22 protein-coding genes and 2 pseudogenes are annotated in these 20,321 nt (G+C 42.5%); 17 read left to right on the top strand and 7 right to left on the bottom strand.

Annotation, left to right across the window (positions count from 1 at the left end; translation table 11 throughout):
- Positions 1-70: 70 nt before the first annotated feature.
- From phnE to phnD, 3 genes are read right to left on the bottom strand one after another with little or no spacing between them, the layout of a single operon-like run.
- Positions 71-874: a phosphonate ABC transporter, permease protein PhnE gene (phnE, locus tag GT360_RS19605; protein WP_164650629.1), complete on the bottom strand. Its 804-nt coding sequence runs from the start codon at positions 872-874 to the stop codon at positions 71-73.
- Positions 834-1,634, bottom strand: a complete 801-nt coding sequence (gene phnC / locus GT360_RS19600) for a phosphonate ABC transporter ATP-binding protein (RefSeq protein WP_164650628.1) — start codon at positions 1,632-1,634, stop codon at positions 834-836. The genes phnE and phnC overlap by 41 nt, the downstream gene beginning before the upstream one ends.
- Before the next feature lie 8 nt (positions 1,635-1,642).
- On the bottom strand, positions 1,643-2,482 hold the full coding sequence (gene phnD, locus GT360_RS19595) for a phosphate/phosphite/phosphonate ABC transporter substrate-binding protein (RefSeq protein ID WP_164650627.1): 840 nt from the start codon (positions 2,480-2,482) through the stop codon (positions 1,643-1,645).
- Positions 2,483-2,722: 240 nt separating this feature from the next.
- Here phnD and GT360_RS19590 point away from each other — a divergent pair, with 240 nt between their 5' ends.
- From GT360_RS19590 to GT360_RS19570, 5 genes are all read left to right on the top strand, one after another.
- On the top strand, positions 2,723-3,622 hold the full coding sequence (locus tag GT360_RS19590) for a LysR family transcriptional regulator (RefSeq protein ID WP_164650626.1): 900 nt from the start codon (positions 2,723-2,725) through the stop codon (positions 3,620-3,622).
- A gap of 96 nt (positions 3,623-3,718) precedes the next feature.
- Positions 3,719-3,907 carry a (2Fe-2S)-binding protein gene (locus GT360_RS19585; RefSeq protein WP_164650625.1) on the top strand — a complete coding sequence of 63 codons (189 nt, stop codon included), beginning with the start codon at positions 3,719-3,721 and terminating at the stop codon, positions 3,905-3,907.
- A 112-nt stretch (positions 3,908-4,019) separates the two neighbouring features.
- Positions 4,020-4,496 (top strand): bacterioferritin, encoded by a 477-nt coding sequence (gene bfr / locus GT360_RS19580; RefSeq protein ID WP_164650624.1) that lies wholly within the window; start codon positions 4,020-4,022, stop codon positions 4,494-4,496.
- Between the two features lie 216 nt (positions 4,497-4,712).
- Positions 4,713-5,201: a hypothetical protein gene (locus GT360_RS19575; RefSeq protein WP_164650623.1), complete on the top strand. Its 489-nt coding sequence runs from the start codon at positions 4,713-4,715 to the stop codon at positions 5,199-5,201.
- 126 nt (positions 5,202-5,327) lie between these two features.
- Positions 5,328-6,215 carry a LysR family transcriptional regulator gene (locus tag GT360_RS19570; protein WP_164650622.1) on the top strand — a complete coding sequence of 296 codons (888 nt, stop codon included), beginning with the start codon at positions 5,328-5,330 and terminating at the stop codon, positions 6,213-6,215.
- 73 nt (positions 6,216-6,288) lie between these two features.
- On the opposite strand, the gene GT360_RS19565 is transcribed toward GT360_RS19570, so the two are convergent.
- Entirely contained in the window at positions 6,289-6,627 is a 339-nt protein-coding gene (locus GT360_RS19565; protein ID WP_164650621.1) for a hypothetical protein, read from the bottom strand.
- A 425-nt stretch (positions 6,628-7,052) separates the two neighbouring features.
- On the opposite strand from GT360_RS19565, the gene GT360_RS19560 reads away from it, so the two are divergent.
- Positions 7,053-8,090, top strand: coding sequence for a hypothetical protein (locus GT360_RS19560; protein WP_164650620.1), 1,038 nt, complete (start codon positions 7,053-7,055; stop codon positions 8,088-8,090).
- 341 nt (positions 8,091-8,431) lie between these two features.
- Here GT360_RS19560 and GT360_RS19555 read toward each other — a convergent pair whose 3' ends face one another.
- Together GT360_RS19555 and GT360_RS19550 are read right to left on the bottom strand one after the other, a co-directional pair.
- Complete coding sequence (locus GT360_RS19555) at positions 8,432-9,814, bottom strand: DEAD/DEAH box helicase (protein WP_164650619.1); 1,383 nt, start codon at positions 9,812-9,814, stop codon at positions 8,432-8,434.
- Complete coding sequence (locus tag GT360_RS19550; RefSeq protein ID WP_164650618.1) at positions 9,808-10,332, bottom strand: hypothetical protein; 525 nt, start codon at positions 10,330-10,332, stop codon at positions 9,808-9,810. Before GT360_RS19550 ends, GT360_RS19555 begins: the two co-directional genes overlap by 7 nt.
- Before the next feature lie 102 nt (positions 10,333-10,434).
- On the opposite strand from GT360_RS19550, the gene GT360_RS19545 reads away from it, so the two are divergent.
- The 8 genes and pseudogenes from GT360_RS19545 (at position 10,435) to GT360_RS19510 (ending at position 16,520) form a co-directional block, all read left to right on the top strand.
- The gene (locus GT360_RS19545) at positions 10,435-10,779 is read left to right on the top strand and encodes a helix-turn-helix domain-containing protein (RefSeq protein WP_164650617.1); all 345 of its coding nucleotides are present in this window, start codon (positions 10,435-10,437) and stop codon (positions 10,777-10,779) included.
- 129 nt (positions 10,780-10,908) lie between these two features.
- A pseudogene (locus GT360_RS19540) lies at positions 10,909-11,297 on the top strand (LexA family protein).
- Positions 11,294-12,562: a Y-family DNA polymerase gene (locus tag GT360_RS19535; RefSeq protein ID WP_338062539.1), complete on the top strand. Its 1,269-nt coding sequence runs from the start codon at positions 11,294-11,296 to the stop codon at positions 12,560-12,562. Before GT360_RS19540 ends, GT360_RS19535 begins: the two are co-directional and overlap by 4 nt.
- A gap of 656 nt (positions 12,563-13,218) precedes the next feature.
- The gene (locus GT360_RS19530; protein WP_164650615.1) at positions 13,219-13,605 is read left to right on the top strand and encodes a hypothetical protein; all 387 of its coding nucleotides are present in this window, start codon (positions 13,219-13,221) and stop codon (positions 13,603-13,605) included.
- A 203-nt stretch (positions 13,606-13,808) separates the two neighbouring features.
- Positions 13,809-14,054 (top strand): hypothetical protein, encoded by a 246-nt coding sequence (locus tag GT360_RS19525; RefSeq protein ID WP_164650614.1) that lies wholly within the window; start codon positions 13,809-13,811, stop codon positions 14,052-14,054.
- A gap of 12 nt (positions 14,055-14,066) precedes the next feature.
- A pseudogene (locus tag GT360_RS22125) lies at positions 14,067-14,249 on the top strand (GNAT family N-acetyltransferase); the annotation flags it as partial.
- Positions 14,250-14,555: 306 nt separating this feature from the next.
- Positions 14,556-15,503, top strand: coding sequence for a hypothetical protein (locus GT360_RS19515; protein WP_164650613.1), 948 nt, complete (start codon positions 14,556-14,558; stop codon positions 15,501-15,503).
- Between the two features lie 408 nt (positions 15,504-15,911).
- Positions 15,912-16,520 carry a hypothetical protein gene (locus tag GT360_RS19510; RefSeq protein ID WP_164650612.1) on the top strand — a complete coding sequence of 203 codons (609 nt, stop codon included), beginning with the start codon at positions 15,912-15,914 and terminating at the stop codon, positions 16,518-16,520.
- A gap of 236 nt (positions 16,521-16,756) precedes the next feature.
- On the opposite strand, the gene GT360_RS19505 is transcribed toward GT360_RS19510, so the two are convergent.
- Positions 16,757-17,458 carry a hypothetical protein gene (locus tag GT360_RS19505; RefSeq protein ID WP_164650611.1) on the bottom strand — a complete coding sequence of 234 codons (702 nt, stop codon included), beginning with the start codon at positions 17,456-17,458 and terminating at the stop codon, positions 16,757-16,759.
- 843 nt (positions 17,459-18,301) lie between these two features.
- Here GT360_RS19505 and GT360_RS19500 point away from each other — a divergent pair.
- The 3 genes from GT360_RS19500 to GT360_RS19490 all read left to right on the top strand — a co-directional run bounded on the left by GT360_RS19500 (position 18,302) and on the right by GT360_RS19490 (position 20,214).
- A complete protein-coding gene (locus GT360_RS19500; RefSeq protein ID WP_164650610.1) occupies positions 18,302-19,069 on the top strand; it encodes a hypothetical protein in 768 nt (255 codons plus the stop codon).
- 141 nt (positions 19,070-19,210) lie between these two features.
- On the top strand, positions 19,211-19,732 hold the full coding sequence (locus tag GT360_RS19495; RefSeq protein WP_164650609.1) for a YfbU family protein: 522 nt from the start codon (positions 19,211-19,213) through the stop codon (positions 19,730-19,732).
- Positions 19,732-20,214 (top strand): hypothetical protein, encoded by a 483-nt coding sequence (locus tag GT360_RS19490; protein ID WP_164650608.1) that lies wholly within the window; start codon positions 19,732-19,734, stop codon positions 20,212-20,214. The genes GT360_RS19495 and GT360_RS19490 overlap by 1 nt, the downstream gene beginning before the upstream one ends.
- Positions 20,215-20,321 lie beyond the last annotated feature (107 nt).

Genomic DNA, 20,321 nt, shown 5'->3' with positions numbered 1-20,321 from the left:
AGCCATGCGATAAAAGTAACGCCGAGCAGTTTGCTCGGCGTTATTGTTCTGGGTCACTACACTGTCATTGCTACATAATTTTGCGGCGAATCATACCTGACACGCGCTCGACGGCAATTACAACCACTAAGATGGACATGATTACGGTTAGTGCTTGGTCGTAGCGGAATAGGTTCATCGAAGCGGATAGTTCAACACCAATGCCCCCTGCACCTACGAGTCCAAGTACGACTGCACTTCGCACTGCTTTCTCCACTGAGAATAAACTCGTTGCGACGAACGATGGTAGACACTCCGGGATCACTGCGCCCATGACAACACTGCTGCGTTTGGCTCCGATCGCATTGAGTGCGCGGCTCGGACCTGGATCGATCTCTTCAATACGTTCAGCAAAAAATCGTGCACAGAAACCGATGGTATCCATCACAATGGCAAGAATGCCGGCTAAAGGCCCTAAACCGACTGCAATAACAAACACCAGTGCCCAGACGAGATCAGGAATCGTTCGGAATGTGGATACGAGGTTGACGGCGATAAAACGGACGATAGGGTGAGGTGTGGTGTTACGAGCACACAACAGCGCCATCGGCAAACTCAAAATAACACCGAATACCACGCCAACAATCGCCATTTGAAATGTCTCAAGCATTGCTTTTGCAATGACATCGACACGGCTAAAGTTTGGCGGGAAGGCATCACCGAGGAAGATCCCCAAGTTCGACACACCATTGGTGAGCCTGCCAGTAGTGATGTTGGCTGAGCTAAAACCGTTAATAAAAAACGCGATCAATACCAGAGCAACCACCCAAGTAAAGATCGACGGCGCCTCAAATCTAGGCGGGAGAGAATTGAGCTTGGCTGATTGACTGTTCATGTTGACTCGATACGACGTGGTTTTTGATTTGGTAAAGTTGTTCAATGTCTTGATCAGAAATGTTTGCTGATGCAGCATCAAACATGAGCTGACCTGAATTAAGTCCGACAAAACGCTCACCGAACTCGCGCGCAAACTCAATTTGGTGTAGGACACAGATGACCGACATATTGCGCTCTTTGATGACTGACCAAAGCAGCTCCATCACTTCATGACCTGCTTTTGGGTCAAGACTTGCGACGGGCTCATCGGCAAACACCACCTCGGCGTCTTGCATTAGCATTCGAGCGATGGCGACACGTTGTTGTTGCCCGCCAGAGAGTGTGTCTGTGCGTTTACCTGCAAGGTGAGCAAGCCCAACACGATCCAGTGCATCCATCGCCAAGTGACGATCCGCCTTTGAAGCGGTTAGGGTATTGCAAGACCAGTAGCCTTTTTTTCCCATCATGCCAAAGAGCACGTTTTGCAAAACGCTGAGATTGCCGACCATATTGAACTTTTGGAACACGCAACCAATTCTTTGTCTCAGTGCGCGTAGCTCTCGATTAGGAGCGTTAGTTAGGTCTGTACCGTCCAATACAATCTTGCCCGAGGTAATCGGTTCGATACCGGTCAGACATTTCATTAGTGTGGATTTACCACACCCGTTATGGCCGAGAATGATCACGCCTTCACCGGGCTCAACACTGAAGCTGAGCCCATTAAGTGCTTGCGTGCCATCGCTGTAGGTTTTCTTTAGATCAACGACGTCAAGACGCATAGTAAGCCTTATAGTAGAGAGTAAGATTCACGAACGATGTCGTAGACTTCATCGTTAACGGTAATCATCTGCGCACCCACGTATTTTTTACGCTTACCTGGGGCTAGAATCGCTTGAAGTAGGCCGTCTGCATCATCCATGAACTTCTCTTGGATGAAGTCAGCGCATTGTTGAGAAATATGTGGGCCAGCAATGAATGGGTCGCCTGGCATTGTTTCGCTTTGCGCTACGATTTTGTATTTGCCTTCGCCTTGTTGTTCAACAAAAGGGGCAAAGTCACGTACACCAGTACCTACCGCATCCACTTCTCCAGAAGCGAGTGCCTGCATACGAGCACCATCTAATAGACTAATGCGAACATCACGGTCTAAGTCGATACCTTCTTTGTGAAGCATGTACATTGGCATGATGTGACCCGTTGTTGAACCGTGGTCTTTCATTGCAATGTGTTTGCCTTTTAGATCATCAAGTGAGTTGATATCACTATCGGTTGGAGCGATAAACACTGAGTAGTATTCAGGGCGAACAACGGCACTGATCGGTTTGATATTTTCAACATGCTCTGTCATGAGCACATATTCTGATGGCCCAGCGAGCACAATATCCACCTGGTTAAAACGAAGCGCGTTGATAGCCGTAGTGCGGTTACCCACAGGGAAGAACTCGACTTTTACGCCTAGGCGGTTTTGTACTTCATCGACAAACTGTTGGTATGTCAGTTGAAGCTCTTCAGTGCCTTCTATGCCTGTATCAGCAAAGCGCAGAGTATCTGGGCAGGCAGCAAAAGCAGACGTAGCACTGAGTGCAGCAGTCAGAGCGGTAAGTTTCATAAGTGTACGTTTCATCATCGAGTCCTTGAGAGTTGATTTGCGATCAAACTAACTTTGAAAGATGACGAAAACGTATTAATTTTATTTCAAATCAATGACATGAGTAGTGTATATGTAACCAAACATCTTTAAATATGTCATTTTTCAATCATTTGTATGTGTTGATAAAGTCGCCAGTTATAAACGTAGTAGTGGGAAATCAGAGAGTTAGCCGCTATTCTTTAAACCAAATTTAAAACAAATGCCGTTAACGAAAGAATGAACGTCGAACATTTAAAGCTGTTTGTAAGAATTGCCGCGACCCACAATATCAGTGCGGCAGGGGCAGAGCTTGGTTTGTCTGCTGCGGTTTCAAGTGCCCATATCAATAAACTTGAAGATGCTTTGGGTGTGCGCTTGATTCACCGTACGACGAGGAAAGTATCCTTGACGGAAGAGGGGCTTGCCTTCCTTCCTCATGCAGAGGAGGTGTTGGAGTCGGTAGAAGCAGCGAGAGCCGCAGTAGGGGCAGGAAGTGCACTCCCAACTGGCACCCTTCGAGTCTCAGCACCCGCTTCATTTGGCCGTATGCACTTGATTCCAGCGTTTCAACAGTTTATGAGCGAGAACATGGGCCTAACCGTTGACTTTAGGCTTTCAGACTCGATTGTTGACCTTGTTGAAGGTGGTTTTGATATCGCTATTCGTAACGCAGAGTTGAAAGATTCGACGCTGGTGGCGAGAAAGTTAGCCAGTGATAGACGCATTGTTTGTGCGTCCCCAGATTACCTTGCCAAGTTTGGTAAGCCAGTCGACCCCGACGATTTACTGAATCACCAGTTTCTCCAACTCGCGGGTCTAGAGAGCTTTACCTTTGTAACCGACAAAGGGGAGGTGACGATTAAGCCGCGTGGGGCATTTAAAGCCGACAATGGCGAAGCAGTAAGGGATGCCTGTGTTCACGGTTTGGGTATCACAGTGAGTTCGACATGGTGTGTCTATGAGCACTTAAAGCGAGGCGAGTTGGTGGAAATATTGTCTGACTATCCTTTGAAATCTCAGTCCGCCGTTTGGGCTGTTTACCCTAGCTCAAGGCTACTTGCACCTAAGGTTCGCGCTTTTATTGACTTCTTTTCAAATTATTTTGGCACCCCTCCTTATTGGGATTCAAACACTTAGTAAATTCTGACAAAATTAGCCTAAAAACACCCTGGTAATGCGAATTGTTATTGTTTATATTTGATTTGTATCCAGCAGTTTTACTAGGTTTTGATTATGTACGTTTGTTTGTGTCATGGAATTTCTGATAAGAAAATTAGAAAGCTCGCCATTGAAGAGGGCGTGCAGGACATGCGTACCATAAGAAAATGCACCTCATTGGGCAGCCAGTGCGGTAAGTGCGTAAAACAAGCGAAAGAAATTTTAAGTGAGACGCAGCAAGCCCTCTTTAAAGAAGCTTGTTAGTCCCAACCTCTCGACATTAACCGGGTGATTAATTCGCTCGGCTTCTCTCGTGCTTTTTTGACAGACCTCAATCAGCTTCTACGCTTAATAGAGCCAAAGAGGAGGGCACGTCATGAAAGGCGATCCAATTATTATTCAACATCTCAACAAAATCCTTGGTAATGAGCTTATTGCTATTAACCAGTACTTTCTTCACGCACGCATGTACAAAGACTGGGGGCTCAAACACTTAGCAGACAAGGAGTATCATGAATCCATTGATGAGATGAAGCATGCCGATAAGCTGATTGAGCGTATTTTATTTCTGGAAGGGCTGCCGAATCTGCAAGACCTTGGCAAGTTGATGATCGGTGAAGACACCAAAGAGATGATCGAGTGTGATTTAAAACTGGAGTTGATCGCAATCCCTGATCTTCGTGATGCCATTGCTTATGCTGAAGATGCCAGAGACTATGTGTCACGTGATCTGTTCCAAGAGATCCTCGAAGATGAAGAGGAACATGTCGATTGGCTTGAAACGCAATTGGGTCTGATAGAAATGTCCGGTATTGAAAACTATCTCCAAGCTCAATATGTTGACGAGGAATAGCGTCTAACTCATAGATCGAATCAAGCAAAGCCTCTCTTGGCCTCAAGAGAGGCTTTTCCGTTTCTGCAATCTGATAAGCTTATCTAACTTTACCTATCCCATTTTTGGGATGGAGGCTTGCAAAAAGTGCTCTACCGAGACGCAGTGGATTCACCTAATATTGGTTCTGTCAGCAGGGAGCCGACCTAATCCAAGAATGACTAATGAGGTGAACTTATGAAAACTCTAGCGACGGTATTAATGACTACTCTGTTGATTACTCCTGCAGCATTTGCAGCAAGCACACAAGTGACTGATGCTATGGGAACTGCAATGTCAGGCTCTGCAGAGCAAGGCTTTACTTATAATGAAGACGATCAACGCACGGGTGAGCGATACTTCGAAGACAGTATGCGTACCGGTGAGCGTTTTACTTACCTAGATCTAAGTGAGAAAACTGGTGGTGGTTACTTCGAAGATAATATGCGTACAGGTGAGCGTTTTGCTTACCTAGACCCAAGTGAGAAAACCGGTGGTGGCTACTTTGAAGATAACATGCGTACAGGCGAGCGTTTTGCTTACCTAGACCCAAGTGAGAAAACTGGTGGTGGCTACTTTGAAGATAGCATGCGTACAGGTGAGCGTTTTGATTATCAAGACCCAAGTGAAAAGACTGGCGGTGGTTACTTTGAAGATGACATGAGTACAGGCGAACGTTTCTCATAGGTATAACCTTCACAGCTTTAAAATAACTTGCAGATTCCTCACAAAATTTAGGGAATAGCCGAGAGGCTATTCCCAAACTGCGTTCTTGCTCTTATGCTTATCCTAGATACAGCAAGTAGGTAGTTTATGCGCTTTCTCGATGATTTTTATATCTTTTGCCAGGTCGTTGAACACGGCAGTATGAAAAAGGCCAGTGAGCAACTGGATGTTCCTCTTTCCACGATAAGTCGTAGAGTGAACAGCCTTGAAGAGTTGGTTGGGACACAGCTTTTTATTCGCTCTAAAACCAGCTTGACGCCGAGCAATGAAGGCAAGCGCTATTACCAACGACTATCTCCACACTATCAAAGCCTTGCTGAAGAGATAGATAATCTTCGTAAAGATGAGCAAGACGTCTCCGGAAAAGTCAGCATTGATTGTACGCCCTTTGTTTATGATTATTTCCTCAAGCACAAAATCGTCGAGTTAGTTCATCAGTATCCACGGCTTAAACTCAAGTTCATTCCCGCCTCTGACACTTCAGTTATCGACCCAGATGCAGACATTGCCATCCTCACTGGCGATCTACCAGACAGTAATCTCGTGGCGAAAAAGTTGTATGAGTTCGGGGTTAAAGTGGTTGTTTCAAAGCAATATGCACAGCAGCATGGTGTGGTTACAGACATCAATGAGCTAAAAAACCACCCTTTCGTGGGACATTTAAAAAATTACCAACTAGCAGGCTACAATCAGCAGCGTCAGCAGCTTGAAACCGTCCATTTGTTCCCGAAGGTTGTACTGACAGAGGCTCAGGCGGTCCTAGAAATGGTCTCGCATGGTGTAGGGTTCTGTTTTACTTCAGAGTATTTTGTCGAGAGACAGTTGAAAGACGGCAGTTTGGTCGAGTGGCTTCCCGGTTATGATTTTGGAAAGCGAGCGGTGAGTGTGGCTTATCGTCATCGCACATTAAAATCCAATGCGCAACAAGTAGTATTAGATGCCATTAGTGAGGCCTTTCAATCACATCGTGTTTGATAAGTCGTGAGGTGAGTGGTTGGGCATAGGCCATAAAAAGCGGGCTAAGTCTCGATGACTTAGCCCGTTCCACTTACTTATTGAACATTTCGTTCAGGTCAACAGTGACCCAATTTTCTCCAAGGGCAGGAAGCTTGATAGAGAAGTTCATCTCTTTCAGATCAGTGACCACTTGGTAGTTCGTCAAATCAACATCTTGGTTCGTTGGTTTGGTTACACCACCATTTTCTTTAAAGGTGCCATCTTCGTTGTAAAGAGGGAGGTCGAAGATATAACGCATTTTTTCTGCATCCATCTTTCCATCTAGCTCTTGATGGCGATCGGTCAAGTTTTCCAGACGACGCAGTGATTGACTCATTGTATCGCGAACACCAAGCCCCCAATCAGGGTTTAAGAAAGAGTTCACAGTCACAAACGAGTTCTGCTCTTTTTCTGGTGAGCGTTTGCGATTCTCTTGCAGTGTATTCTTAAATTACCTACACAGGTGGTTTCAGCAATAAATCTGGAAAGGTTTGCGTGATAAGGCTTACGAGCCTTTTCCAGAAAAACAGTAATTTTTAGCTGCTTTTCCTAAATCTTGAACTTTGATGCTACCAGTTTCCAGAAAATTAGTCACTTCTTAAAGGCGCACTTTTGAGGCGTTGAGGGGTGATGCTTTGCGGGAATAAACTCATTTTTGCCCCGAAGTGAGTTTGGACAAGCAAACCAGAACCATAAACGTCAGCATCATTGCTTATTTTTTAGTTAGACCAATGATAGAAAAGGTCGTTTGGTTAGCAGATATGAGCTTTCATGCCTATTCTATTGTTAGTCACTCAAAGAAAAGGATGAGCGGTGATGAACGAAAAATTAATCTTGGTCTTAATGTGCATTAGTTTGACGTCTTGTGGAATAGTTCAGAGAACTTGGAACAATCAACAGTTGCCTTCAACACAAGCGGAAGTGACAAACAGTTATACATACGTGCCTCTCGAACCAATAAATGTCACATACATTGTGAACGAATCAACAAACACTAACCAAAAAGAAAAAAATGAAAAACTTCTAAAGCTCTTGCCCGATAATTCTGTGAGGATATCTACTAGGCAAACGTCACAATCACTGGATGGTAGTATACCGACGATTGGACTTGGAGTTGGTGTTGAAGGTAATTCTTATGAAGTTGTAATTGACTACATAAACTCAATGACTTATCCAGTAAATTTATACGGTAAGTGGTTTGTAGATGTACCTCCTCAGACAGTAATGAGAAACAGGTGCTACCCCTATGAGAGAGAAATTGGCGACATAATTGCGAAAGATAAAAACGAAATTTGGTCGTTAAAAGCCGTTAACGAAGGAGATGCAGCGGACTTTCAGGCAAACGCTAGCAGAATCGTAAAAGAGGACCTAAATTGTGGGATAGTTTCTGATGGTACATTTAAAACAGTTTTTCGTTCACCTTCAGTCTCAGAAATTAAACGAGCAAATGTGGAACCTAGTGTTTTCTCGATTCCTGTGTATATAGGTATTGGTATTCGGCTCAAAGCAAACATTAATGTACTAAAAGGAAGCGTAGAGCTTGGAAACTTAAGTGCGCTCTCACTAGCTGCTCAGAATGGTGAGGTGTCAGGAAGCATGTCTGTACAAACATTAGGCATTAATGGTTCAAGTATTCGCTCAAGTCTTCTTTTTCTATCGAAACTTGATGAAACAACGATACAAAACGCAATTCAGGCTATGTCATCTATAAAAGCAGATATAGCTAAGGAAGACACGAGCCTAACTCCACGTTTGATTGGCTATCAGAATCTACTGGGAGCAGATTCACACGGAATAAGAACAGTGTCTTCACTGCTTACTCAATCCAATATCAACTTGCCTATTAAGCAATAGTTATGGCAGGTTTTCTGTAAAAGCTCGGCAATTAGTGAGACAAATAAATAGTGAAAAATCGTAGAGAAAGCGCTTTGTCTATCATTACCGAGGCTAACCTGGAGTTTTCGTGTGTACGATCTGTTCGAGTTACATCGCCAAAGTCGTCAAATTCGTGTATGACTCAGTATAACTGATTCATACGAGAGTTTAATGGTATTAACAATACTTAATCTTTTCTAGAATATAAGTTTTAGAGTGGCCTTTCTAACGCACTTTTGTCCAGATGTTTGCTGGTGAGCAGCTGCCATGTAAAACGGGTACAATGAGCTTAAAACAAGGCCTACTGGCCTTGCACCGCCTTACTGTTCGCGTGCCGTAAATGCCGCGATAACTCTTTGCTTGAATGAGCCAAGCCTTATTTCATCTAGAGTATAATCTAGCACTTGCGTTGAGCCATCTTTAGTCTTGGGATCCCACATCACTCTCTGGTCTGCGAAGTCTTCAGTTTGTTGGGTTATTTTGGTTTCTGCTATTTTAACTGCAGTAATTAAATCCTGCGCTATTGGCATTTTTACGCTAGCGAACATGCAGGACGTTGGGATATCTTGTTCAATTTGCTCAGAGAACTCTATCAAGCTTTGCTCTGCAAAAGTAAACAGCCATGCATACTGAGGGGCAATTCCATTTGCTCTAAGGATACGACCAAGTACTTGCCTAAAATACAGCTCAGTTTTAACCGCACTCATGTGGCAACAAACTTGTAGGCGAGGTATATCAGTCCCCTCGCTAATCATCCCCACACTAACGATCCATTCCGTATCACTACTCCGAAATCGTTCTATTTCTGCCAGTGGCTCTTCGTGGCGATACGTTACAATAGAAACTGTTTGAGCGTATTTTTTTGCAAGTATCCTTTTAATCTTGTGTGCGTGTGCGACGGAAGAGGCAACGACTAAGCCCCCTGCATCACTTTTAATACGACGTAGCTCTTCGAGCTTTTTGCAACCTAGGCCAAGTAAATGCTCCATCGCCTCTTGGTTGTGAAGAATACTTTGGTAAGAGGTTTTGGTTTGTTCAAGCATTTCCAGAATCGACGAAAAAGACTGTTTTTCATCATCGTTGGTTACTGTCAAATGTTCGTTATCGACTAGAACAATCTTTGGACTTCGACAAACTTTGTCGGCAATGGCTTGCTTTAAAGTGTATTGGTAGTCAACCACTAACTCTCCATCTGGGTCGCTATATTCAGCCAAAACAATTGGCAATGAATCCGAGCGCCAAGGAGTCCCTGACATTGCGAGTGTGTATGTGGCCAAACCTTGAATTTTAGTCAGTATTTGTTGTCCCCAGACATTCGCTGAACCAACTTCAGAACCAGAGCAATGATGAATCTCATCAAAAACGACAAACACACGATACTTACTCAGCGTTTCCCAAAAGCCCTCATCGAGAAACTGAATCGATTGATAAGTGAGCGATCGTCCAATAGAGCCTAATTCGCCGCTAAAAGAACATTTAAGAGTATTCGAAAAGGTCTTCTTTATCCCTTCTGCAACAGCTAATGAAGGTGAAAAACACAACACAAGGTCTATCATGTTACTTTCAAGTAATCTCGAAGCTATGTTCGCGGCCAACACAGTTTTGCCTGCACCAGGCGTTGCTTGGCAAAAGAAATGATTCTGCCTATTTGAGTATTTTTCGAATGCGTCGTCTGAGCACTCTGCCTGCCAAAACCTTAACATGGCTTTACTTGTTCAGAAATCGTGTTGAGAGTGTTCGTGAGTACGTTCACTTTGCCAAGCAATTTCGCTGACCTCTCTTTCGCTTGTTCGAGTAAGGGTTTCAATTTTGTTTCAAGCTCTCCAAAGCGATGAATAACTGATTGATATTCATCAATTTCACTAAGCACAATTTCAAGCTCCGCTCTATATTGACTGCACTCAGATATCAATACTGAATAATCAGGGCTTGCAGGTAAACTCAACCGCGTTGTTTCGTCTTTTGACGAAACCTCTAGGGTTTTAAACTGCTTAGTTTGAAAATACCGTTTCTCGCGTCCCTTACCCTCTATTCTTAGCCATTCGTTGTCAGTGAAGCGTCTGATCTGGCGATACACCATTCTTCTAGCTTCGTCAGGATCAGTTCCACTATTGTCAGTAGAAACAAAGGCATCTCTTAACTCAACAACTGAAAAGCCATCCATTTCCCTTTCAATCAATAACTTGTGCATCATTGCACTGATTTTAGTAGAACGTTTCATTTAAAACTTACACCAAGAAAAAACTAAGGATTGCTTAGTATACAGAAATTAGTAAAACTAAGAAAATCTTAGTTACCTTGTGATCATACATATGAATAAAAAGTGTCCTTCATTAGCCCAATCCCAGAGCGTCTTAAAGAAGCAAGAAAAAAAGCAAAACTCTCTCAGAAAGCCTTGGGGGTGCGCATAGGTATGGATGAAAGCTCTGCAAGCCCTCGAATGAACCAATATGAGAAGGGAAAACACACGCCTGACATCAGTACGCTTAAATCACTGGCGGATGAGCTTGGAGTCCCTTTAAACTATTTTTTCTGTGAAGATGAGGTTTCTGCTGAGTTGGCTATTAACCTATCTAAATTGTCAAAAGGCGAGAGAGAAAAGGTACTAAGCATTACTTCCGAAATGCTCGCAAGCACGAGAAACTCTGAACAGTCCGAAGAGGATTAGATTTACATCAAGTAAAGTATCGTCTAGGGACCTTATGCGAGAATGGCGTTATACAACTCGATTATCTTGACAGCCAAAAACGATTAGAGATAATTACTGTATATAAAAACAGTAATTATCGGAGCGCCTATGTCACTACTCAATGCTAGTGCAGGGATTAGTCAATTTGAATCACCGGCTGCAGAATATAAAGCGCTAAGATCATTGAGCTTAGATGATCTCATTATTGGTGAGCGTAAATCTTCTACTTACTTCGTTCGCGCTCAAGGTGACAGTATGATAGGTGTTGGGATTTATGACGGTGATTTACTTGTGATAGACCGAGCCTCTATACCTCGCCACGGTGATGTGTTGTAGCAACTCATGAAGGGCTTTTCGTAGTCAAGCTTTTAGACTTAAACCAAAAGTGCTTAATTAGTGCCAATGAAGAATATGCTCCGGTTGCTATAAATTCCGCTTCACTAATTGAGGGTGTGGTTGTCCAATCTATCCGTTGCCATCGCCCTTTGAACCCATGATTTTCCTTTGTGATGTTCATGCCATGTACTGCTCAGTTGAAGCGGTATTTCGGCCCGACCTACGAGATAAACCCATCGTTGTACTCAGTAATGGCGATGGGATGATTGTAGCAGCGAATAAGAAAGCTAAAGCCGTTGGGGTCAAAAAGTTTGCGCCATATTTCCAGCAAAAATCCCTATTAGAGGCTGCGGATGTTGCCGTGTTTAGCTCCAATTACACTCTCTATGCGGATATGTCTAATAGGCTTCATAGTACGCTGGAAGACTCACAACTTTTCACACACTACCACCGTTACAGCATCGACGAAGCTTTTGCTGCCATTGATAACGTCTCGCTCACTGATAACGAATGGATAGCGACAGCAAGGCAGATTCGTCGACTAGCATGGACAAATACCCGATTACCAATCGGTTGTGGCCTTGGAAGAACATTTACTTTAGCAAAAGTAGCTAGTCACGTTGGGAAAACTTTTGATGGCTACCGTGGTATCGCGCTGTTAACACCTCAAAACGAAGGCCAGATATTACAGCAAGTCCCTGTTGGGGAGATCTGGGGTGTAGGCCGTCGAACAGCATCAATGCTTAATTCTAAGGGAATATCTACAGCCGCAGAGCTAGCCAGAATGCCTTTAAAACTCGCCAAACAAGCCGGCTCTATCAATTTAGAGCGAGTGGTACGTGAACTCAATGGTGAGTTAGTTTACAACTTTCGAAGTTTCCCGGATGTTCAAAGCAAGCAAGAGATAGGGGCAAGTTTAAGCCTTACGGTTCGAGCTGAAACGTTTGATGAGCTTCATCAAGCATTAAGTGGACGAGTAGCAGTAGCAGCGGCTAAGCTTCGTAAAGCTGGGCTTGGTACCCGATGTGTACAGTTCCATGTATCTTCAGGTCAACATGCAGCAGATCCTTTTTCTCGTAGTGAAACAGTGCGATTTGCAACGGCTCTTGATGATACTCGCTCCTTAACTAAGGCAATGACGGCGGCTTTGAACAATGGCCTATATCAGGATGGGCAGCGCTACTACAAAATAGGTTGTCGCTGCCTTGAGTTGTGCGACATGCAGCAGACTCAGGGGGATATGTTTGCTCCACAGCAAGACACACGGCTAATGAAGACGATGGACATCATAAATACTCACGCAGGTAAACGTGTTTTACGTTTAGGTGCAGAGGGTTTTGACGCCAAAGCAAAGATGACTCAAGACCGACTTTCACCAGCTTACCTAACTAGCTGGGCTGATTTGCCGACCGCTCACTGTCAGTAGAAGTAAAAATAGTTTGCCCTGTTTAATGATCAAGTACACGTCCAACCCCCCAGGTCAATTACCTACGATAGAACACAATAACCCCAGCTAGTTTCCTAGTCTGGTGTCACTCGGTCATCAACACGTGATGCGGCACCAGCGCAGCAAGCGAAGCTGTCGGTGTTTCCTGTACGCCAAATAATCATACAGTGGCACGTGGTTCACAACTACCCATCGACAAACGTTAACGTTTGAACCGTCTCGCAAATAAAAGTGATTAATAGCTAAGCCCCCTGGTGCTCCTTTGTCCATAGCTTTACAGTTCGTCTTCCTTAACTTGGAAATGCCCCAATACGCTTTAGTTAATACTATCAATAGCAAATGGCAATCATCCGTGATGACATACTTTTTCTAATCTTCGGATGTCGTTTCACTCTAAGCCTTATCATCTATTAAGTCTATCTACTGAGCAAGTATAAAGTCAGGATAGATTACAAAATGCTTTTGCCCCAGATTTGCCACAGAAGAGTAGTCATATAAGTCATTGATTTTAAGGGTCGTTATATTTAAAGTTAATCTCATCACTGGTTATATAGCCGGAAAGTAGCGCAGGATAGACGGTTACTTACCGTATATAAAACTAGCTGTTCAAACATCCAAAAATTAGAGGACGGAAAATGATAAACAAGGTTGTGTTTGTTGAAGCAAAATTTAAACCTGTAGGAAAGATAAATACGATTATGGTTCCTTCAGGCGAGAAGAAGAAAGGCTTATTTGGCGGCGAAAAAGATATAATGACTGAGGAGCGAAGCTGGGAGCAAACAGGCTGGTCTGATTGTGAGATCGATGGGGGGAAGCTGTCAGAAGACTTGCAAAATGCAATCATGAGCCTTAACAAGGAAGGCTATGAGGTCATATCTGTAACACCTGTTACATCTGCCAAATATAAGTATGATTGGGATCAGCAAAAAGGTAGGAGAGACTATGGAGGTTCCGGCTATGGTTATGGTTACGGATATAGTTATACAGAAGGCCTTACAATTGTGGCAAAAAAAATCAGCTGAATGCTAATTTAACAAAAGCTAAAACTCAATTTTCTCCAAAGTATTTCTTGCGGGGCATGAAACAGGAAATGCCCCATTCCTTGCCAGTAGCATTCAACCTCACAAATCACTGTGAGGTGGTTTGACCTACATTTTCTTATCTGTGTAATGTCGAGTAAGCTGGGATCTTACCAAAGCGCTCTAAACGAAAATGAGAGACACGAATGGAAATCGTTGAGATATCAAGAGATAGTATTTCGGAAATCGAACACTTGTGGTGCGAACTTAATGAGCTGCACTTTATTAAATCAGACAACTTCAAAGATCATTATGCTTCTTTCTCTTTCTCAGATCGCATTGAAAAACTATTGCAAGCGGAGCTATTGGCAGTCTATGCCGCCAAAATTGGCTCTGAACTCGTTGGTTATTGTATCGCTTCGGTTACCAATGACTCGGGAGAAGTTGATTAACTATATGTAAAACCTCAATACCAAGGTTCTTCTATAGGCAAGCAACTTATTCAATCGGCGATATCATGGCTAAGTGACCACAATTGCAATCAAGTGAATATCTCGGTTGCAGTTGGCAATGAAGAAGTCATCCCATTCTATGAGAAGCTTGGCTTTAGAAAGAGAAGTTACATGCTCCAAATCAGAACGTTATGACAGACCTATCGCGTTCTTCAGGGAGGGGGCGATATCTCAACAAAAACGATGTCTTTACAAATTGCAGTTTGCCGTATTCCACCAAATTCGTACTTTGCCAAATTAACTATTTTTCCAATAAAGTTAGGTCCTAAGCTGCTCTGGTTTGGGAGCGTAGCTCGAATTTGCCCCATTCCTTGCCAGTAACGTTCAATCTCACAAATAACAGTGTGTTGGTTTGATCTACTTTCTATTTCGAAACCGTCCCATATATTTAATAATAAGAGCTTCAGGTCAGTTGACATCAATTACTTCAGGAACATAACAATGAAGAAACTAGCGATGGCTATTACGGCAGTCTTGGTCACAGGCTCTATTGGGGCGTACACTTACGTCAATCATCAGCTAGGGAAAGTACACCCTAAAATGTCGTTGAAGATGAATGGTCAGATTGAGTTGTGTGGAAACCAATATCCTTTCTCAACTGATGGAGGTGAAGTGTTAGATATCGCGAAAGCAAAATTCAACATTGAGGTAATTGATAAGCAATCAATGGACTTCTGGGAGAATGAAATAGAGGAGGCTATGGCCGAAACTGTGAAGTTACCAAAAGAACTCGATGGGTACTTTAGATATCCAAGCCTTGGCTCTAAGCACGTCAAGAATAATGATAAATTAAAGTCATCTATGAGGCTATCAAGTGAAAGTGCAGCAAGATACGCAAAGGCAAGTGAGAATAGAGAGTTTTGGAATGACCAGCACTCTAAAGGTGTTGAAATCCTAAAGGTTCGTGAAAACTCTGACTTTACGTTTGAGCAAGCTGTAGTGGCATTAGATGAATGGAAGTCAGTGAATAAAGGTATACGCGATAAGAATAGCTTACTGGCTGATGAGATGGCATTAGATAATCATTTTGCTCAGAAAGAAGTTTGGGAAACAGCTGCATGCGTTCAACAAAATGAATCGTATAACGAGTTGTGGACATACTGGTCAACAAACCAGAAGGAAAAGGGGGCTGTTCTTCATGATATTGCAATTGAAAAGACTGAGAGTAATGTAAAGCAGCTAATCAACGAAGTCCGCTTATTTCTTGCAGATCATGGAATGACTGCGGGTGAAATAGAGTTCAAATATGGTAGCTTCTCTATTGAAAAAGATGGTAAAGACTTCGGGTCTGCGTATGTGTTTTACTCGCCTGTTGAAGGTGTATTCGACCATAGCATTTTTATCGAGTTCGACGATAGTGATGAGCTTCTAGCTAAATACTTCTATTAATTAGGGAATGTGAGTCATGGCTAAGATTAGTGCGGCTAAACTCTATGAGAACAAAGAATTATCAGCAGTAACGAGACTGGGCACTTCACGAAGCGACTTTGTGATACTAAAAGTCGTCGGCATTTTCCTAATTTAAGTTGGTTACTCTAAGAAGCTCTTGTCCAGCCCCTTACTAGCGGGGTAGATCAGCGTAAATAAGAGCTGCCCCTTTCCTTGCCAGCAGCGCTCAACCTCACAAATCATAGAGAGGTGATTTGACCTATTTTTTCTTATCTGTGTAATGTGAGTAAGTTGGGGCTTACCATCTCTAATCAGGGGCAAACTCAATATGCCACTACACTATGCGTAGGGTTTAGTGATTAAGGTCGTATGACACACCTTAACAGAGTTAAATATATTTGGAGGAACATGGTTGACAACAGGTTAAGTCAATATCAAGTAAATTCGCTTAGAGAACTACTACAACTCAGTGAGGATGACTTGAGTTTTTTGGTTAAAAATATCGAGTATCAATTGAACGGTCTTGGTGGGCTTCCTATAGACGATAGCGGTTCAATTGACTTGACTCAAGAAACTTCTAATCACCCAAAAGAAATGCGCGAAATTCTTGACGAAATTGCCAAATCAGCGAAAAAGCTCTGTAATTTAGTCACTCGATACGACGCTAAAACTGATCGTACTTTGGACATCGGTTCACATTACTTCAGACTACCTCCGAGCAAAGTTGAACCTAATGGGGTCAAGCACTTTGAGTGCATACGAGTGCACGATTTCTTGCAAGAACTTGTCTCAAAAGCAGAACTGGAGTCTGACTATCACGCAACCTTTGTAAAAGCCAAATCCCAAAATGTGGTAGCTAAAATCTATCAAGCGTGGAACTGGGCATATCCAAGTGCCGCTGATAATATGATTAAATTTTCAAGTAATAACCAATTTATAAATATGGTTGCAATTGTCACTGGTTGGGACGCTGAGCTGGCAAGGAAAAACGTTGGAAACTTTTTGACACGTAATTAAGGAAAGTTGATAGATGAAATCTTGTATAACTTTCCTTACGAGTAACTTTAAAAGTCTTTAGCATTGAACTAACACTTATAGAGGTTACAAATGCTTATTGAAACTATTCAGTTACTATCATCTACTTCAATCACACATCTGGTTTTGATTTTGGCTATTCTTGTCTTGGTAACCATAAATAGACTAATGTGATTATTTGATTTGAACCGGCAAAACGGGACACTTCACTAAGTGACTTAGCCCGGTTGAGCTACTACATGGGAGAGCGCAAGTTCAACTCTGTATCGAACATCCTGATCACTTATGCCAAATTCGTGAATTTCCTTTAGTGCTGGGTACGCCATTTCCGTTGCTAGATTGGAGATGCTTTTTTTGTCGGCCTCAGCTCCAGTCAAATTAGTTACAGTAGCCATAAGAAACTCGAAGTGCTTTTTCACGATGTCTTGAGCCATCAATTTTTTCGTCGATATGTGAGGGTGGAATTGCACTATTTTATCCGAGTACGCGATGTATTGCTCGCTACCCCTCCGCCCACTTAACGGGCGCAATTTAGGCGGGGCTGAGAGACGTTTTTGGATTTGATTACTTGAAAGCTTTATATCAGCATGATAAGTGTGGTTGATATATGCGAACTCGCAAAAGTTCGGCTTTCTTAACCGCTCATCGACATCCCTTGCAAGACCCTCCGACACCTTCGCACATGCCTTTTCATTTACCTCTAGCAAATGACGGCTGCACGCTTTAACTGCATCGCTGAGCGCGCTTTCTTCTGTTTCTCCTCGGCCTGATATTGGCACAAGGTGAAATTTACCGTGATTTTGATGCCACTCTTTAACTGTGGCTAGTGGTTCAGATCCTCTCGGAGCCTTCTCATCAAAGACGTAAACGTGCAGGTCTACAACATGTCTAGGTCTTTCTTCACCTGAATATAAAAACATGATTCTACTTCCTTGTCTTTTTTCTTACGTTCAATCACAGCAGTTCCAGTAAAAGTTCCTTGTCCCTGCATAAATTCGATTATCTCGTCCACGTGTACAACGTCGGCGTGACTCCTCCAGAATTCTGGCTAGGCCAACAGTCCTAATCAAAGTCCGCGAACTGGACATCTCTAGAAGCTTTGATAGAAAAGCTTTGCCCAGAGGCATACTTGCAGCGCGCTCGTCTTTAGCCCGTTTGTTGCCCCTAACCTTGTTAGTACTGGTACTACTTTGTTCTCAATTACAGTGACTTACGTAGTTACTACTTGTCATACAACTATATCTTCATAGTATTGCTCTAGGGAAGATTAAATATGAGATAATATCAACGGCTTGAAGTTTATACTCAGTGATTGATGATTGAAATTTTGGTGTTAAACAGGGTGACTTCTATTCCGTTAATTAGTCCGATTCCCGTTTACACGCCACCCAAGGCGAACAGCCATCTATCAACAAAATAACCTAACCATGATTCAATCAATCTCATCGAAATAGTTGACTTAGATGCCAAACATGTTTCGCATGTCAACCGGGTCAGTTTGGGCAGTGAAAACACTGATGCCCCTTTCCTTCTCAGAATCACCAAACTCTATCATTGAAAGTTTTCGGCTCAGACCAAATTAATCTAATCCAAGTACTGAGGGAGAAACTACGGAAAATTTCCATAGTTTCTCCTGAAATGCGCTTTCAATTCAAATACAAGCTTGATAGTAGTTGAGTTTCATAACAAATGGCCGCAACATAGACGGAGTGCAAATGCGGAAAAAATCCGTCTTTAAAGCGTTATAACTACATGGAATTATCGTGGATATTTTAAAGAAAATTTTATTATTTGATGTGTTTCCCTTCCTATGTCGTTTAATAGGTTGCGGACTGCTAATGCTTGGGTTGTACGGAATTGGATTTCCTCCTAAAAATGAAATAGGGAGCACATCTGCGTTTCTATTAGTTCTATCGCTGTTTTTTGTTCTCCTGCCATTAGCAAAAAAGATCAGTCTCGGAAAACTCCTAACTTTTGAGAAAGAAATTGAAAAAGTAAAAACGGATGTTACAGAGTTTAAAGGAGAGACCAGAGAAATATTGAACGTATACAGCAATACGATAACTGCAATCTCAAATACTATGAATCAAACTGTAAATGTTCACCTACCAGGAAGAGAGCAGGTACAAGAGGCAAAAGAAGAACTGAAATCAACAATTCAATCTGACGATACAGAGTCAAACCTAGATGATGAGTTGAGTGATTACATTGGTGTTTCAGGTAACGACTTGAACTTTGCACTAGCTCGTTTGCGAATGGACTTAGAAAAGTCTATGCGCACTATACTTGGGAAACGGACGTCTACAGCAGATCCTACAGCCATGAAGTCAAAGTTCATGTCTGCTAGGCAGCTATTTAAAGAACTGACAAATCAGTACCCTCACTATCAAGGGATGCATAGCTCGTACGACTATGTATTGAAAATCTGCAATGCTGCTATTCATGGACAACAGGTTTCAAATGGTCATGCAGAGGAAGCATTATACATGGGGCTACAAATGCTCAAAGAATTAGAGCGTGTGCAAAAGTAGGCTATATACAAAGCATTTTAGTGTGACTCTCAACGCTTGGCATTTTTCAGTCCAAGGTTGGGTTTTGTGTTTACGGTGCAATGTCTTAGGTTAGGTGGCAGCGTTGCTCACCTTAATGCGGCTAAATTACAGGAGAATTATATGTCTGCGAAAGATATTAAAATGTCTGAGATTGAAAGGTTAACACTGGTAAACCAGTTTTTGATTTTAGAAAAGTTATACCCAGAAGAAGCTGATTACTATGAAAAAAATAGAATCGCTCTACAACAAGGATATCAAGCTCATTATCGCACAATCTTTGAACATCTATGGGATGAGATGCCAGAAGAACAAACCAAAGAAGTCCTAGATATCCTTGAAATGTACAGAGCTATTACATGGTCTAATGCTGATTTCAAAAAGGATAAATCAATTGATCCTAAATACAGATTTCCTGGCTTTGATGGAAACGAAGAGCCTGACCAATTGTCTTATTGCCACTACTTCATCGTTAACTTGGATAGATACCAAGAGTTAGTAAGTGATCGAGAATATCCTGACTTCAATAGCCACTGTCCTATGCTTCCAACATATAGGCGTATGCTATCTGTATGGAAAAGCCTAAGAGAGCAATATTCATTGACGTTAACGCCAAATCAAATAGAACAGATTTTGGAGGCGTGATGGATCTGATTTCAGTACTAGGTTCGGTTGCTTCATTATGGGGTGCTTGGTTTGCTTGGATGCAAGCTAAAGAGTCTAAACTTGCTGCAAGTGTAGCTGAGAGAATAAAAAATCAACTGACGCACCATCGAGATATTGAAAATATATCCAAGCTAGAACCTCTTTCCAAAGTCGCGATTAGCAAAATGAGAAAGTACTCTGTAAGCCGAGGAGAAGACTCGGCAGGTTTCTCCCCCCATTTCGATGCAGATCATGTTCAAGAGTATATCAATGAGGTTTATGCTTTTGCTGATTATTTTCCTGATAGTAAGGCTCATGATCTTTACTCAAGAGTTAATTCGTTAATTCAAACCTTTGTTAATAGTCAAAGTGATGTCGATAGAAAGAAACTTGGTAATGACATTCACAACGAGTTGGTGGTTTTTTCTCTTGTATTCAATCAAATAAAAAAGAAATACCAATCGCATACCGATGAACTGTAATTTAACAAATTGCTCAAGTCGACAACTAACGTTCGGCACTTTTGGTTTGGTTGAGTTTACTGATTATGATGGCTTTGCTTGAGTGTAGTGGCAGTTAGCTGCAACCT

The sequence above is a fragment of the Vibrio astriarenae genome, assembly GCF_010587385.1.
GTDB classification, from domain to species: Bacteria; Pseudomonadota; Gammaproteobacteria; order Enterobacterales; family Vibrionaceae; genus Vibrio; species Vibrio astriarenae.
The sequence above is the reverse complement of the archived record's forward strand: the minus strand, read 5'-3'. Positions and strand labels throughout refer to the sequence as shown.